17 protein-coding genes and 3 pseudogenes are annotated in these 13,432 nt (G+C 43.2%); 16 read left to right on the top strand and 4 right to left on the bottom strand.

What is annotated here, in order from left to right; translation table 11 throughout:
* Nucleotides 1-314: 314 nt before the first annotated feature.
* The 3 genes from V5G28_RS33485 to V5G28_RS33475 all read right to left on the bottom strand — a co-directional run bounded on the left by V5G28_RS33485 (nt 315) and on the right by V5G28_RS33475 (nt 1,771).
* On the bottom strand, nt 315-767 hold the full coding sequence (locus tag V5G28_RS33485) for a hypothetical protein (protein ID WP_332994364.1): 453 nt from the start codon (nt 765-767) through the stop codon (nt 315-317).
* Between the two features lie 261 nt (nt 768-1,028).
* Entirely contained in the window at nt 1,029-1,367 is a 339-nt protein-coding gene (locus tag V5G28_RS33480; protein ID WP_332994362.1) for a XisI protein, read from the bottom strand.
* Nucleotides 1,355-1,771 carry a XisH family protein gene (locus tag V5G28_RS33475; protein ID WP_096569323.1) on the bottom strand — a complete coding sequence of 139 codons (417 nt, stop codon included), beginning with the start codon at nt 1,769-1,771 and terminating at the stop codon, nt 1,355-1,357. The genes V5G28_RS33480 and V5G28_RS33475 overlap by 13 nt, the downstream gene beginning before the upstream one ends.
* Before the next feature lie 159 nt (nt 1,772-1,930).
* On the opposite strand from V5G28_RS33475, the pseudogene V5G28_RS33470 reads away from it, so the two are divergent.
* Together V5G28_RS33470 and V5G28_RS33465 are read left to right on the top strand one after the other, a co-directional pair.
* Nucleotides 1,931-2,219 (top strand): annotated as a pseudogene (locus V5G28_RS33470) (Uma2 family endonuclease); the annotation flags it as partial.
* A gap of 112 nt (nt 2,220-2,331) precedes the next feature.
* The gene (locus tag V5G28_RS33465; protein WP_332994370.1) at nt 2,332-2,577 is read left to right on the top strand and encodes a type II toxin-antitoxin system Phd/YefM family antitoxin; all 246 of its coding nucleotides are present in this window, start codon (nt 2,332-2,334) and stop codon (nt 2,575-2,577) included.
* Nucleotides 2,578-2,650: 73 nt separating this feature from the next.
* Here V5G28_RS33465 and V5G28_RS33460 read toward each other — a convergent pair whose 3' ends face one another.
* Nucleotides 2,651-4,069, bottom strand: coding sequence for a site-specific integrase (locus V5G28_RS33460; protein WP_332994358.1), 1,419 nt, complete (start codon nt 4,067-4,069; stop codon nt 2,651-2,653).
* A gap of 110 nt (nt 4,070-4,179) precedes the next feature.
* Here V5G28_RS33460 and V5G28_RS33455 point away from each other — a divergent pair.
* The 14 genes and pseudogenes from V5G28_RS33455 to V5G28_RS33390 form a co-directional block, all read left to right on the top strand.
* A pseudogene (locus V5G28_RS33455) lies at nt 4,180-4,332 on the top strand (nitrogenase molybdenum-iron protein alpha chain); the annotation flags it as partial.
* Between the two features lie 185 nt (nt 4,333-4,517).
* Nucleotides 4,518-6,051 (top strand): annotated as a pseudogene (gene nifK / locus V5G28_RS33450) (nitrogenase molybdenum-iron protein subunit beta).
* Between the two features lie 127 nt (nt 6,052-6,178).
* Nucleotides 6,179-6,508 (top strand): Mo-dependent nitrogenase C-terminal domain-containing protein, encoded by a 330-nt coding sequence (locus V5G28_RS33445; RefSeq protein ID WP_332994356.1) that lies wholly within the window; start codon nt 6,179-6,181, stop codon nt 6,506-6,508.
* Nucleotides 6,509-6,639: 131 nt separating this feature from the next.
* The gene (gene nifE / locus V5G28_RS33440; RefSeq protein WP_332994355.1) at nt 6,640-8,076 is read left to right on the top strand and encodes a nitrogenase iron-molybdenum cofactor biosynthesis protein NifE; all 1,437 of its coding nucleotides are present in this window, start codon (nt 6,640-6,642) and stop codon (nt 8,074-8,076) included.
* Complete coding sequence (nifN, locus tag V5G28_RS33435; RefSeq protein ID WP_332994353.1) at nt 8,076-9,419, top strand: nitrogenase iron-molybdenum cofactor biosynthesis protein NifN; 1,344 nt, start codon at nt 8,076-8,078, stop codon at nt 9,417-9,419. Before nifE ends, nifN begins: the two co-directional genes overlap by 1 nt.
* 125 nt (nt 9,420-9,544) lie before the next feature.
* On the top strand, nt 9,545-9,958 hold the full coding sequence (gene nifX / locus V5G28_RS33430; protein WP_073636354.1) for a nitrogen fixation protein NifX: 414 nt from the start codon (nt 9,545-9,547) through the stop codon (nt 9,956-9,958).
* A complete protein-coding gene (locus tag V5G28_RS33425; RefSeq protein WP_073636355.1) occupies nt 9,955-10,431 on the top strand; it encodes a NifX-associated nitrogen fixation protein in 477 nt (158 codons plus the stop codon). The genes nifX and V5G28_RS33425 overlap by 4 nt, the downstream gene beginning before the upstream one ends.
* A 101-nt stretch (nt 10,432-10,532) precedes the next feature.
* Complete coding sequence (locus V5G28_RS33420; RefSeq protein ID WP_332994349.1) at nt 10,533-10,754, top strand: CCE_0567 family metalloprotein; 222 nt, start codon at nt 10,533-10,535, stop codon at nt 10,752-10,754.
* Complete coding sequence (gene nifW, locus V5G28_RS33415; RefSeq protein ID WP_332994347.1) at nt 10,751-11,068, top strand: nitrogenase-stabilizing/protective protein NifW; 318 nt, start codon at nt 10,751-10,753, stop codon at nt 11,066-11,068. Before V5G28_RS33420 ends, nifW begins: the two co-directional genes overlap by 4 nt.
* 10 nt (nt 11,069-11,078) lie before the next feature.
* On the top strand, nt 11,079-11,876 hold the full coding sequence (locus V5G28_RS33410) for a HesA/MoeB/ThiF family protein (protein ID WP_041037229.1): 798 nt from the start codon (nt 11,079-11,081) through the stop codon (nt 11,874-11,876).
* Nucleotides 11,877-11,885: 9 nt separating this feature from the next.
* A complete protein-coding gene (locus V5G28_RS33405) occupies nt 11,886-12,104 on the top strand; it encodes a hypothetical protein (protein ID WP_073636358.1) in 219 nt (72 codons plus the stop codon).
* Between the two features lie 22 nt (nt 12,105-12,126).
* A complete protein-coding gene (locus V5G28_RS33400; protein WP_073636359.1) occupies nt 12,127-12,498 on the top strand; it encodes a HesB/IscA family protein in 372 nt (123 codons plus the stop codon).
* 227 nt (nt 12,499-12,725) lie between these two features.
* A complete protein-coding gene (locus tag V5G28_RS33395; RefSeq protein WP_073636360.1) occupies nt 12,726-13,025 on the top strand; it encodes a 2Fe-2S iron-sulfur cluster-binding protein in 300 nt (99 codons plus the stop codon).
* 134 nt (nt 13,026-13,159) lie between these two features.
* Nucleotides 13,160-13,411 carry a FeoA family protein gene (locus tag V5G28_RS33390; protein WP_332994340.1) on the top strand — a complete coding sequence of 84 codons (252 nt, stop codon included), beginning with the start codon at nt 13,160-13,162 and terminating at the stop codon, nt 13,409-13,411.
* The last annotated feature ends 21 nt before the right edge of the window (nt 13,412-13,432 follow it).

The following is a 13,432-nucleotide window of genomic DNA, read 5'->3' as shown; positions in this document are numbered from 1 at the left end:
GTGATTGATGAACTGATAAGTAAAGCAGGATTTCGGATTGCACCAGAGTTATTGGTACAAATTCTGATGCAGTAAAATGAACGTTGCCAGTGTGGACGCCAATCAAAATGGAAAGAACACAGCAGCCACAAGCTAAGATATGCGCTATTACTCAAAATTTTGTCAAGCGGGAATAAGTGCGATCGCCCAGAGCATAGTGATCGCTCTCACTGTTAAAGGTAGTGTAGGTAGTTCTATCCAACAACCAGCCAAACACAGACCTCACTGTTCCGCTATTTTTCTATCTATACCAATTTATAAAAATCTTAAAACTTCTATTCATTCCCAAAATAACCTTTGTATAAGTCAAAAACACGCTCTAGTATAGACCTCAAATCTTGACCGTCTACCAAATAATTCCGATTGTCTAATTTATCCCCTGCACGCGCTATACCAGCAAATAATCCATGCTTCACCTCAGTTTCGCTTGCTGAATCTTTCTTGTTTACATGCTTTATTCTGTTACATAGTTCTCGAACTATTTTGTAATCTTCATCCTCATGCAACTGAGCATGAATTTTCTCCTCTTTAGTTCGTTGGTTTTCAATTTTATTCTTATATGCTTCATGACCTTTTGGATAGATCCAATCTCTCAAGTGATTGAAAGAGAACAGAACATTCAGCAATACATCATCGTTCGGATTTTTAAGAAAACTCTCAAGATCATTTTTTGCCTTGCAATACAAATCATCAACGGTTAGTTGAAACAAGCCTTGATCGTCACTCATACTTAACAAATAGAATAAGTGTTAACTACCCGATCATAATGCTGACAGATGGTAGGGTGCGTTGCGCTGCGTGACAACGCACCACCTCAATATTGGGGTGGCAGTGGTGAGGTTCAGCTTGCATTGGATATTTGGGATATTTGAGATCATGGTGCGTTGCGCTTTGCGACAACGCACCCTACGCGAGGGATGCGTAGGCGTTGGCTGTCGTAGACATCGCATTAAATCGTTCGGTGCAATATTTGAATTTATGCTTGTAAGTCACCCTACTGCAAACTCTGTATACTGCCGTACATGAGGCGCATGATATGCTATCACTATGTCCTGCTTAGGAACTCCCTCTCTCACGAGTTGATCCGCAATTGCATCCTCCGTTCCGTCATGCTGCACCCAAATTTTCCCATCCTTGATATCTACATGCAGCACACAGCCGTAAATCCGGGTACTGCCATCCTTCCATCCCAGATGCACAAGCTGATAGTGGTCTTGTGTCGTATCAAAAATGGTTTGACTTTCTATTGGATCACTCTCAGAGCGCAACTTTGCCCGCGCTGTCAATAATTCCTGAATGAGTTTGCGATACAAATTTAGCTTATCCATTCTGCAATCTCCTGTTTTTCTGTGTCGTACACCAAAAGGGGAATTTGGTTACGGCGAATGACCGTTTGAATAAATGGATATCTGAAAAATCGCTTATAAACGTCGAGCGGAACTGCCAAATACAGCTGCCGCTCTGGATCATCATCTTCCAACGCAATGCGGTAATTAATAAATTGTCCAATTGCAGTATGGAACTCAGAAATCGTTGAGGCTGCCAAAAATGTTTTGATCTCAACTGCAATCTTTTGATCATCCTTTGTCGCTGCTAGCAACAGCTCTGCACCCAAGTCGATGTAAAAATCAACAAACCCCAAATCAATGTGGTACGGATCATGAGTAATTATCCACCCTTCGTTCTCAAGGGCAGTCCTGACTAGTTGATGAAACCTATCTCTTGCGGACATCGTGGACAGCTAGCCAAAAGGATTAATCAAGTGTTTGGCTAAATTCTATCGTGCATCACACTCAAGCAGTACTAGGCATCGCAGCATGACATCACCTCACAACAAAATCTGTGACAAATAGTTTTGTTGTCCTACAGCCAATGTGCTCGGCTACGAGCTATGGTTTCTACCATCAACCGCCGCTACAGTTTGGAAGAATATCGCGTGATTGAAGAAAAAGCGGAAGGACGCAGCGAATATCGAGATGGAGAAATCGTACCCATGGCTGGAGGAACGCTCAAACACAGCCGCATCGGTCATAACAATTTTGACCTATCTTACCTCTGTGCTGCGCGATACTCAATTTCAGCCAATTAACAACGATTTGCGACTGTAGATTCCCGAACATCGACGCGGAGTAGATCCAGACGTAATGATTTTTGACGGCGAAGCGCAATTGAATAGCGATTGCAAAGTTGCCAGTGCCCAAAGGGCGATCGCGTAGAGTGCCAGAGAAAATGCTAGCTTGCTTAGATTATAATGAGAATAAACTTAGTCTACAAACTAAGTTTATTCTCATTATGGAAACAGTCAATATCCACCAAGCTAAAACAAATCTCTCAGGGCTTTTGTCGCGGGTAGAACTTGGAGAAGAAATCATTATTTCAAACCGAGGTACTGCGATCGCCAAGCTGATTCCGTTTCGATCCTCATCCAATCGACGGAGTAGTCTAGGGCAGGATCGAGGGCGTTTCGTAATTCTAGAGGACTTCAACGCTCCTTTGCCGGAAGATATCCTAGCAGCATTTGAGGGTAGCCAGGAGTGAAACTTTTGCTAGATACGTAGTAGGGTGCGTTCTCGCACAAGGTAAGCGCACCACATCAATTTTTTTAGCAAATTTAACTACGCTTATAAACCAACTCCATTTTCAACTTTTCAATCTCAAGCTTCAACTTTTCATTCTCCATCTTGAGCTTCGCATTTTCTTCCCTCATCAACTCAATTTCATTCCTCTTACTTAAAGCCTGATTCATCGCTAACTTTCGCATATCTAGCGAGAACCAACGCTGATAAGTTTGAGTATGAACTTGGACGCTATGTCCCAAATTATCCGCTGCTGCTTTTATAGGTATTCCCAAAATATGCGCCCGAATTGCCCATGCATGGCGTAAATCATACGGCTTAAAATCCAATCCTATTTTCCGGAACCACCAACTAACTCGTTGTGTTAATGCCGTTATCTCTGCATGATTACTTTTATCTTTTTTACTAATTGCTGTTGCTAGCATTTCTAAATATTTCGGATTTCTTAAATCAAATTCTTCAATCCATTGCTTATGTAATGGTAATGCTTGCCTTTCTCCAGTTTTACAATCTTTATGAACTTTCCATGTCATATCTGCATTTTCTTGGCTTAACCACCAATCGATATCAGGACTCATAAAAAGCTCCCGTGGTCGTAAACCAAAAGTTGCTAACATTCCATAAGTCCATCGCCAAAGCTGCCAACTATCTTTAACATCTGGATTAACTTGATTACCTCTGTTATTAAGGTAATCAGCAAACTTGATAATTCCTGCGGATATTTCTACATCGCTCGGTATCTTCCGGGAATTATTCTCAGGCATTTTAGAGTATTTAGATAAATCAATCTCAATTTTGAAGGTTATGCAAAATGCCGATATAGCTCTGGCAGCATTATATTTAGCCCATTCTTTATCAATCTTTTCAATGGAATTAATCAGATTTTCCGGAGTTGCCAAATCTTTAGGATTAGTGAATCGCTTGGTTCGAGAGAAGTAATAAAAAAAAGTATGCTCGCTTTTTGTCGTACGTTTATGAGTTTTAAAATACTCATTTTCAAATTCTTCAAGTAACTGTCCTATTGTTTTAAAGTCTTTTCTAATTGCTTCATTACCTAAATATTTATCATTCCATTCAAAAGTTTTACGAGCGATTAACTTTCCTAATTCATATGCTTCTTCCTCTGCCGTTTTTAATCCATCCAAGTTAGCAGGAATATTCAAACTGAGATTATATTGCTTTCTTCCAGTTCCGTTTGTGTCCTTATCTCCGGGTTTAATGGGTAAGGTCGCTCGTAATTGCAGACTTCCATTCGATTCTCTAATTGTCACCTTTGTCTTTGCAGACTTCAAACGCTGATTAACTTTCTCTAATTCTTGTAGTACTTTTGTTCTCATATACTCTCTTTGCTGCTGTGCTTGCTGACTTGAGCCAAGAAAACTGCCATCGGTAGATGAAATTAGCTCCAAGTCTTCAAAAGCTTCTTGATACTTGTCTTTATCCTGGTTATGCATCGCTGTGCTTTTAGCCTATATTTAGCCTAAAAATAAATGTGTTATCAGCGAACAATGTTTAGAAGTGACATTGATTGCTGCAAACATTAGGCTGTTTAGAGTCATTAAACCATAAAAAGGATTACTCCGGTCCTTATCATGGTTACGATGGCTTCGCTATCTTTGCCCGCGACATGGATCTGGCACTCAACAGCCCCACCTGGGGATTAATCGGCGCTCCCTGGAATCAAAACGCTAAAGCTAAGGCTAAAGCTGTCGCCTAGGGAAATGGGAGAAAAAAAGATGTGGGGATAACCTGGGGTTTTTACCCCAGGGGGGAGTAGAAAGTAGGGAATGTAACACTCACCACTTCCCACTCCCCACTCCCAACTCTTATTACGCACTCTCCATTGCCTCGAATCTTTATTCCTCGACCAGTAACTCATTACAGCAACCTAAGGATAGGAAAATGCCTCAGAATCCGGAAAAGATTCAAGATCACGTCGAACTATTCCACCAACCGGAATACCAGCAGCTATTTGAGAACAAAAAGCAATTTGAAAACGGACACGACCCTGAAGAAGTAAAAAGGGTTGCAGAATGGACGAAGAGTTGGGAGTATCGTGAAAAGAACTTCGCTCGTGAAGCATTGACCGTTAACCCTGCTAAAGGCTGCCAACCATTAGGGGCAATCTTCGCTGCTGTTGGTTTTGAAGGCACTCTACCTTTTGTCCAAGGTTCCCAAGGTTGCGTTGCTTACTTCCGTACTCACCTAACCCGTCACTACAAAGAACCCTTTTCTGGCGTGTCTTCCTCAATGACTGAAGACGCAGCGGTGTTCGGTGGACTGCAAAACATGATCGACGGCTTGGCGAATTCCTACCAGCTCTACAAGCCCAAGATGATTGCTGTCTGCACCACCTGTATGGCAGAGGTTATCGGTGATGACTTGCAGGCTTTCATCAACAACGCCAAGAATGCAGGTTCAGTTCCTCAAGATTTCCCAGTGCCTTTTGCTCACACTCCTAGCTTTGTTGGTTCCCACATCACAGGCTACGACAACATGATGAAGGGTATTCTTTCTAACCTCACAGCAGGTAAGAAGAAAGAAACCAGCAATGGCAAAATCAACTTTATCCCTGGTTTTGACACCTATGTTGGTAACAACCGGGAAATCAAGCGGATTTGTAATCTGATGGGTATCGATTACACCGTGCTGGCAGATAACAGTGACTATCTGGATTCACCCAACACAGGTGAATTTGATATGTACCCAGGTGGTACTCCCCTAGAAGAAGCAGCAGATTCAATTAATGCTAAAGCTACAATTGCTCTGCAAGCACACTCTACCCCCAAAACCCGCGAATACATTGAAAAAGAATGGAAGCAACAGACCGTAGTTTCTCGTCCTTGGGGTATTGGGTACTGATGAGTTCTTGATGAAACTCAGTGAACTGACTGGTAAACCCATTCCTAAAGAACTGGAAATCGAACGCGGTCGCGCAGTTGATGCGATGACTGACTCCCATGCATGGGTTCACGGCAAGCGCTTCGCTATCTACGGTGAGCCTGATCTCGTGTACTGCATGGTAAGCTTCATGCTGGAAATGGGTGCTGAACCTGTGCATATCCTGGTTCATAACAGCAATGAACACTTTGAGAAAGAACTTAAAGAGTTGCTGGATTCTAGCCCCAATGGTAAGAGTGCTACCATCTGGCCTGGTAAAGACCTGTGGCATATGCGTTCTTTGCTATTCACCGAACCCGTAGACTTGCTCATCGGTAACACCTACGGTAAGTACCTGTGGCGTGATTGCAAGGTTCCCCTCGTGAGAATTGGGTATCCGATCATGGATCGTCACCACCTGCACCGCTACGCCACTATCGGATATCAAGGTGCGATCAACTTGCTCAACTGGATCGTGAATACCATCTTCGAGGAAATCGATCGCAACACCAACATTCCTGCTAAGACCGATATCTCCTACGACTTGATTCGTTAGAGATTGCTTCAACTCGCGTCGTGCCAATAAAGGAAAAGGAAAAGGCAAAAGTAAAATTGAACATTTCTTAATGAATGCCTTTTTCCTTTTTCCTTTTTCTTTTTACCTTTTTCCTAAGGATTGTATTATGAAATCGGTAACTCACACTCACACTCATACTCACGAAAACTATTATCCACCTAAATATAAAAAATCTGGTTTTGATATTCTAAATCCATTGCGCCGTCGCGTGGATGAAATTCAAGTTAAAAATGCTCGCTTCGCTCATTTAATTTGCCAAGTCATTCCTTGTTGTTGCCCCTTTGAGCGAAAGATTCATTTCTTTGGACATACCCTTCACATTCCCCCACTGTGCAAACTTAATCCCCTGTATGACAATTTTGTTGGATTACGTTTCCGTGCCTTATCTTACCTAAGCGATGAGTGTGGAGAGGATGTCACAAAATATATTTGCTAGTTATTAGTCATGAGTCATTAGTCATTAGTCATTGGTCATTAGTCATCAGTCATTGGTTAATCACAAAGCAACGAACAAAAACAAATGACAAAGGATGAAAGACAGATAACAAACGACAAAGGAAAAATCAGATGAAAATCACCCAAGGCAAAATCAACGAGCTGCTCACTGAGCCTGGATGCGAACACAATAAAGACAAGCATGGAGACAAGAAAAACAAGTCTTGCACGCAATTACCCAAGCCTGGTGCTGCTCAGGGTGGTTGTGCCTTTGATGGTGCAATGATTTCCCTAGTCCCAATTACCGATGCTGCTCATTTAGTCCACGGACCGATCGCCTGCTCTGGTAACTCCTGGGGAAGTCGTGGTAGCCTCTCCTCTGGTCCTATGCTCTACAAAACGGGCTTTACCACCGATTTGAGTGAGAATGATGTCATCTTTGGCGGCGAAAAAAAGCTCTACAAAGCCATCCAGGACATACACAAGCGTTACCAACCAGCTGCCATCTTTGTTTACTCCACGTGTGTCACCGCCTTGATTGGTGAGGATATAGATGCAGTCTGCGAAGCCGCTGCCAAGAAATTAGGAACTCCTGTTATCCCCGTAAATGCACCGGGGTTCATCGGTAGTAAAAATCTCGGCAACCGCCTTGCTGGTGAAGCTTTGCTGGAACACGTTGTCGGAACAGCCGAACCTGAATTTACCACACCTTATGACATCAACCTGATCGGTGAATACAACATCGCCGGTGAAATGTGGGGAGTGCTCCCACTGTTGGAGAAATTAGGTATTCGAGTCTTGGCAAAAATTACAGGTGATGCTCGCTACGAAGAAATTTGCTACGCCCACCGTGCCAAGCTCAACGTGATGATCTGCTCGAAAGCGCTAGTCAACATGGGCAGAAAGATGGAAGAGCGCTACGGCATCCCCTACATTGAAGAGTCTTTCTACGGCATAGAAGACATGAACCGCTGTCTGCGGAACATTGCCGCGAAATTGGGCGATCCTGATTTGCAAGAACGTACAGAAAAGCTCATTGCTGAAGAAACCGCCGCGCTGGATCTGGGACTGGCTCCCTATCGCGATCGCCTCAAAGGAAAGCGTGTTGTCCTTTATACCGGAGGTGTCAAGAGTTGGTCAATTATTTCAGCGGCTCGTGACTTGGGGATGGAAGTTGTTGCAACCAGCGCCAGAAAAAGTACTGAGGAGGATAAAGCCCGAATCAAGAGGTTGCTAGGTAAAGATGGCGTCATTCTCGAACAAGAAAGTCCTAAGGAAATCTTGCGAATCATTGACGAATCTAAGGCAGATATGTTAATTGCTGGTGGTCGCAATCAATACACCGCTCTGAAAGCCCGGATTCCTTTCTTAGACATTAACCAAGAACGCCATCATCCTTATGCAGGCTATGTGGGGATGTTAGAAATGGCACGAGAAGTGTATGAAGCCCTTTATAGCCCTGTGTGGAACCAAGTACGCAAGCCGGCTCCGTGGGAAGCAGCAGGAGATAAGGCAGATGAGGTAGCAATATCCTCCTCATCCCCATCTCTTCTACAGGAGGTGAGGTGATGGCGATTGTCAGCGTCACAAACTCATCAGTTGCAGTTAATCCCCTCAAGCAAAGCCAAGCCTTGGGTGCAGCCTTAGCCTTTTTGGGATTAAAAGGCATAATTCCCTTAATGCACGGTTCTCAAGGCTGTACTGCCTTTGCCAAAGTAGTTCTGGTGCGGCATTTCCGTGAGGCGATTCCCCTTTCCACCACAGCGATGACTGAAGTCTCAACTATTTTGGGTGGGGAGGAAAATGTTGAACAGGCAATCCTAACGCTGGTGCAAAAGTCTAAGCCAGAAATTATTGGTTTGTGTACCACTGGACTGACGGAAACCAGAGGGGATGATATGCCGGGCTTTCTCAAGGAAATCCGCAAACGTCACCCAGAATTGGATTACCTGCCGATTGTGTTAGTCTCTACACCTGATTTTAAGGGTGCATTGCAGGATGGCTTTGCCGCCGCTGTTGAGAGTATAGTTAAGGAAATTCCGCAACAGGGCGAAACCAAAGCGCAGCAAATCACGATTTTGGCAAGTTCTGCCTTCACCCCAGGGGATGTGCAGGAAATCAAAGAAATTGTCACCGCCTTTGGACTAAAGCCAATCTTCGTGCCCGATCTTTCCGCTTCACTAGATGGTCACTTAGAGGATTCCTACAGCCCCATAACAGCATCTGGCACAAGTTTGACACAACTGCGGCAAATCGGCAGTTCTTCGTTCACTCTGGCACTCGGTGAAAGTATGCGGGGTGCAGCGCAAATCCTGGAACAGCAGTTTGGCATACCTTACGAGGTGTTTGGTGAACTGACGGGATTAGAAGCGGTGGACTCTTTCCTACAAGCATTGGCAGACATCAGCGGTATGAGTGTACCAGAGAAATACCGCCGCCAACGCCGCCAGTTACAGGATGCCATGTTGGATACTCACTTTTACTTTGGTTGTAAGCGAGTGTCTTTAGCACTGGAACCGGACTTGCTTTGGTCAACAGTTCGTTTTCTGCAATCAATGGGGTCTCAGATTCATGCAGCAGTGACGACAACACGTTCTGCTGTGCTGGAAAAACTCCCCGTTAAAACCGTCACTATCGGTGATTTGGAAGAGTTCGAGCAACTGGCACCTGGATCTGACTTGTTGATTGGTAATTCTCATACAGTGGCGATCGCCAAACGCTTAGGAATTCCTGTTTACCGCCAAGGCATTCCCATTTTTGACCGCTTGGGAAATGGTCAGTTTACCAAAGTTGGCTACCGAGGCACGATACAGCTTTTGTTTGACATTGGGAACCTCTTTTTAGAGGAAGAAGAAGGGAAAGCTAAGCATTTCATGAACCACAAATACGCAGAAAACCCCGACAAAGAATGAGAAGTCGGTGTCAGTTTTAGCATTCATGAAATTTAGAAAATATGAGTTATGAATTATGAGTTGTCGTAAATGTTTATTTACTACTCATTACTCATCACTCATAAATTGAGTAGAGGAGAATAAGGATGAAAATTGCCTTCACAACAAGCGACCGACTTCATATTAATGCTCACTTCGGCTGGGCGAAAGAAATTGATGTTTATGAGATTTCTGATTCTGGATATCAGTTTCTAGAAACTCTCACCTTTGATGGTGATCTCAAACAAGATGGTAATGAGGATAAAGTCACACCGAAACTTGATGCACTGGCTGACTGCACGATTGTTTATGTTGCGGCAATTGGAGGTAGTGCAGCTGCTCGGTTAATCAAGAAAGGTGTCACTCCAGTCAAGGCGAAATCAGAAGAAGAAGAGATTGCTGAGATTCTCAATAAGTTAGTGCAAACTCTCAAAGGAAGCCCTCCGCCTTGGCTGCGTAAAGCTTTACAACAAAAACCCCAAAGCTTTGAAGATGAATTGGAAGAGGAAGCAACCGTATGACGACAACTAATAGTGTTAACGGAACAACTCCAACAGAAATCTTAAACTCGCCTTTTCTCAAGGCGATCGTGCAACAATTCCGGGGTCAAGATAGTTATGGAACTTACCGTAATTGGTCGGATGAGTTGCTGCTCAAACCATTTATTGTGAGTAAACAAAAGAAACGCGAAATTTCTCTTGAGGGTGAAGTCGATCCAATGACTCAGGCACGCATTATGGTGTTTTATCGCGCTGTAGCTGCTTGTATTGAAAAGGAAACAGGTCTTTTATCGCAAGTTGTCATTGATTTGAGTCATGAAGGATTTGGCTGGGCGCTCGTCTTTTCCGGCCGTCTTTTGTTAGTAACAAAGACCTTACGCGATGCACATCGCTTTGGCTTTGATTCGTTGGAAAAATTAGCAGAAGAGGGAGAAAAGTTCGTACAAAAGGGAATTGATTTGGCTAAGCGCTTTCCCGAAGTCAGCAAGGTTTAAAAAAGAAGAGCGAAGAGCGAAGAGTGAAGATTGAATTTAGAAAAAAATACTTTTTCTATCTTTTATCTTCTATCTTCTTTCTTTTACACAAGGAGATATTGATGGCACAAGCTGAAGAAATATCTACTATTGAGGAGTTGAAAACTCAGATAAAACGTCTCAATAGTAAAGCAGGTCAAATGAAAATGGACTTGCATGATTTAGCAGAGGGATTACCAACAAATTATCAACAGCTTATGGATGCTGCCTCTGAGACATATGAAATTTATCGTCAATTAGATGAACTTAAGCAACAGCTAAAAAAACTGGAGCAGGCAAAATGAACTGGGATTATAATAAATTCAAAAATCTCGTAGATGCAGAGGAGTATTTTGATTTTTTTGAACTCCCCTACGACCAAAATGTTGTGCACGTAAACCGTTTGCATATTTTGAAAAAGTTTTCTCAACTTATCAAAGAAATTGATGAAAATTATACTGACCTCAGTCTCTCAGATAGGTTAAGTAAATATCGTGAGGCTTTTTCTAAAGCCTATGAGGTATTTCTTGAATCAACACCCCAAGAACAAAAGCTGTTCAAAGTGTTTAATGAGAAGCCTAAAAATGTAGTCACGCTGACAGAAATCACATCGGATTAGGAGGTAAAAAGTGGTAAACCTAACGCCTACCGAATTGGAACGTTACCGTCGCCAAATGATGCTTCCTAATTTTGGCGAAGTAGCACAGAAGCGCCTCAAGTCAGCGACGGTTGTGGTTACAGGAGTAGGAGGCTTGGGCGGTACGGCGGCGCTATACCTCGCGGTAGCTGGCGTTGGGCGGCTGATTCTGGTTCGGGGTGGTGATCTGCGGCTTGATGATATGAATCGTCAGATTCTGATGACGCACGATTGGGTAGGCAAACCCAGAGTATTCAAAGCACAAGAAACTCTGAAAGCCATCAATCCTGATGTCGAGGTGGAAGCAGTTCATGAATATGTCACCCCGGAAAATGTAGACTCCTTGGTGCAATCAGCTGATATGGCTCTTGACTGCGCTCATAACTTTACGGAGCGCGATTTGTTAAATGAAGCTTGCGTGCGCTGGCGTAAGCCTATGGTGGAAGCAGCAATGGACGGGATGGAGGCTTACTTAACCACGATTATTCCTGGTGTGACGCCTTGTTTATCTTGTCTGTTTCCTGAGAAGCCTGATTGGGATACGCGTGGCTTTGCAGTTCTGGGTGCTGTTTCTGGAACACTGGCTTGTCTGGCGGCGCTGGAGGCTATCAAGCTGATCACTGGGTTGAGTCAACCTCTGTTGTCAGAACTTTTGACAATTGACTTAACCCGGATGGAATTTGTCAAGCGCCGTTCTTACCGCGATCGCTCGTGTCCTGTATGCGGTAACAGTGCGCCTTGGAGATACTCGCAATCCAATCCTATGGAAACCACCAGTCATTGCAAGTAAATATGAGTCATGTTGGTGTCTTCATTCATTGCTTTAGGGTTTGCCATAGCGTTGTCTCAAGTCAGTGCAAAAATCGCAAATCAAATTTGGCAGTTCCTGGCTATATTGATTGCTTTGTTCTGCCTAGGTTTAAGCTTCATTTTTTCACCTGTGCCAATTGAAGTGCTGATTGTGATTGCTTTACTCATCACCACTAGACAAATTCACACTTTGAATCACAACAACTAATTCCAACTCATTAGGAGGTTTGATGACGGTTACTTTGACGGAAAAAGCAGAATTTCGCCTGCGCGCGTTTCTGCGGGATTCTACTCCCGAAACCAATACGCCAACTAAAGGTATCCGCATCTCTGTCAAAGATGGTGGTTGCAGTGGCTATGAGTATGCAATGGAAGTCACAAGCTCGCCCCAACCAGATGATTTAGTCAGCCAGCAAGGCAAGGTGCAAGTTTACGTTGATGCCAAAAGTGCGCCGTTATTGGAAGGGGTAATTGTCGATTTTGTAGAAGGCGTCATGGACGGCGGGTTTAGGTTCATCAACCCCAAGGCTACTGATACCTGCGGTTGTGGAAAGTCATTTAGAACGGCTGACTGTTCCTCTGAAGGTGTACCTTGCAGCTAATAGACCTATGATTGAAAATCAGTTTCAGATCCTTATGCTGTATGGTCTGAAATCTAATTTCTGGAGATGTCTAATAGCCAATTAGCTCGTTCCCCTGGAAAGCAATTCAAAATTCAAAATTAGAATTCAAGAATTTTTTGAATTTTGAATTTTGACTTTTGGATTGTTAAAGCCCTTGAAGTCATAAAACCTAACTGAACTGTACCGCGTGTGAAAAGAATCAGAAAATGACTACATACCAAGTTCGATTAATCAGCAAGAAAGAAGGTCTGGATACCACAATTGAAGTTGATGAGGAGACAACCATCCTCGATGCAGCTGAAGAAAAGGGTATTGATTTGCCCTTTTCTTGTCACGCAGGTGCTTGTTCTAGCTGCGTTGGTAAAGTTGTTGAAGGTGAAATCGATCAATCGGAGCAAAGCTTTTTGGATGACGAGCAAATGTCGAAGGGTTTCGCTCTACTTTGCGTGACTTATCCACGTTCTAATTGCACGATTAAGACTCATCAAGAACCGTACTTAGTCTAGTTCATATCTTGTTGCAGTGTTTTCACCCGTAAGGAAATAAATTCCCTTACTCATGTAGAGACGTAGCATGCTACGTCTCTACAATCTTTATTAAAGATGTTTAAGTCTTACAAACAATAGCAATTTAGTTATTAATGTTCTCTAAATTTAGTGTCAGTGGTTCCTCGCTAGAATTGCTGAAAATAGGAGAGCGAGGAATCGTCAAGTTCTGCAACATTAAGGACGAAAAATTTCTCGAAGAACTGATATCAATGGGAATAATACCAGGAGCTTCCATAACTTTAGAACAGCAGTTTCCTTGTTTTGTCATCACAGTAGGAGAAAACAGATTGACACTGCAAAAGGAAATTGCTGGAAGAATTTATGTCCGCATTGATAATCAGTAAACCAATGAGGAATTTCTAGAA

Origin of the sequence: Scytonema sp. PRP1 (genome assembly GCF_036697665.2) — a bacterium.
Lineage (GTDB): Bacteria > Cyanobacteriota > Cyanobacteriia > Cyanobacteriales > Nostocaceae > Kalymmatonema > Kalymmatonema gypsitolerans.
This window is presented reverse-complemented; position numbering and strand designations above follow the sequence as displayed.

Excerpts from the sequence above, each read along its gene's own strand:
- V5G28_RS33485 (WP_332994364.1), bottom strand. The coding sequence starts at position 767 with ATGAGTGACGATCAAGGCTTGTTTCAACTAACCGTTGATGATTTGTAT.
- V5G28_RS33480 (WP_332994362.1), bottom strand. The coding sequence starts at position 1,367 with ATGGATAAGCTAAATTTGTATCGCAAACTCATTCAGGAATTATTGACA.
- V5G28_RS33475 (WP_096569323.1), bottom strand. The coding sequence starts at position 1,771 with ATGTCCGCAAGAGATAGGTTTCATCAACTAGTCAGGACTGCCCTTGAG.
- V5G28_RS33465 (WP_332994370.1), top strand. The coding sequence starts at position 2,332 with ATGGAAACAGTCAATATCCACCAAGCTAAAACAAATCTCTCAGGGCTT.
- V5G28_RS33460 (WP_332994358.1), bottom strand. The coding sequence starts at position 4,069 with ATGCATAACCAGGATAAAGACAAGTATCAAGAAGCTTTTGAAGACTTG.
- V5G28_RS33445 (WP_332994356.1), top strand. The coding sequence starts at position 6,179 with ATGAAATCGGTAACTCACACTCACACTCATACTCACGAAAACTATTAT.
- nifE (WP_332994355.1), top strand. The coding sequence starts at position 6,640 with ATGAAAATCACCCAAGGCAAAATCAACGAGCTGCTCACTGAGCCTGGA.
- nifN (WP_332994353.1), top strand. The coding sequence starts at position 8,076 with ATGGCGATTGTCAGCGTCACAAACTCATCAGTTGCAGTTAATCCCCTC.
- nifX (WP_073636354.1), top strand. The coding sequence starts at position 9,545 with ATGAAAATTGCCTTCACAACAAGCGACCGACTTCATATTAATGCTCAC.
- V5G28_RS33425 (WP_073636355.1), top strand. The coding sequence starts at position 9,955 with ATGACGACAACTAATAGTGTTAACGGAACAACTCCAACAGAAATCTTA.
- V5G28_RS33420 (WP_332994349.1), top strand. The coding sequence starts at position 10,533 with ATGGCACAAGCTGAAGAAATATCTACTATTGAGGAGTTGAAAACTCAG.
- nifW (WP_332994347.1), top strand. The coding sequence starts at position 10,751 with ATGAACTGGGATTATAATAAATTCAAAAATCTCGTAGATGCAGAGGAG.
- V5G28_RS33405 (WP_073636358.1), top strand. The coding sequence starts at position 11,886 with ATGTTGGTGTCTTCATTCATTGCTTTAGGGTTTGCCATAGCGTTGTCT.
- V5G28_RS33400 (WP_073636359.1), top strand. The coding sequence starts at position 12,127 with ATGACGGTTACTTTGACGGAAAAAGCAGAATTTCGCCTGCGCGCGTTT.
- V5G28_RS33395 (WP_073636360.1), top strand. The coding sequence starts at position 12,726 with ATGACTACATACCAAGTTCGATTAATCAGCAAGAAAGAAGGTCTGGAT.
- V5G28_RS33390 (WP_332994340.1), top strand. The coding sequence starts at position 13,160 with ATGTTCTCTAAATTTAGTGTCAGTGGTTCCTCGCTAGAATTGCTGAAA.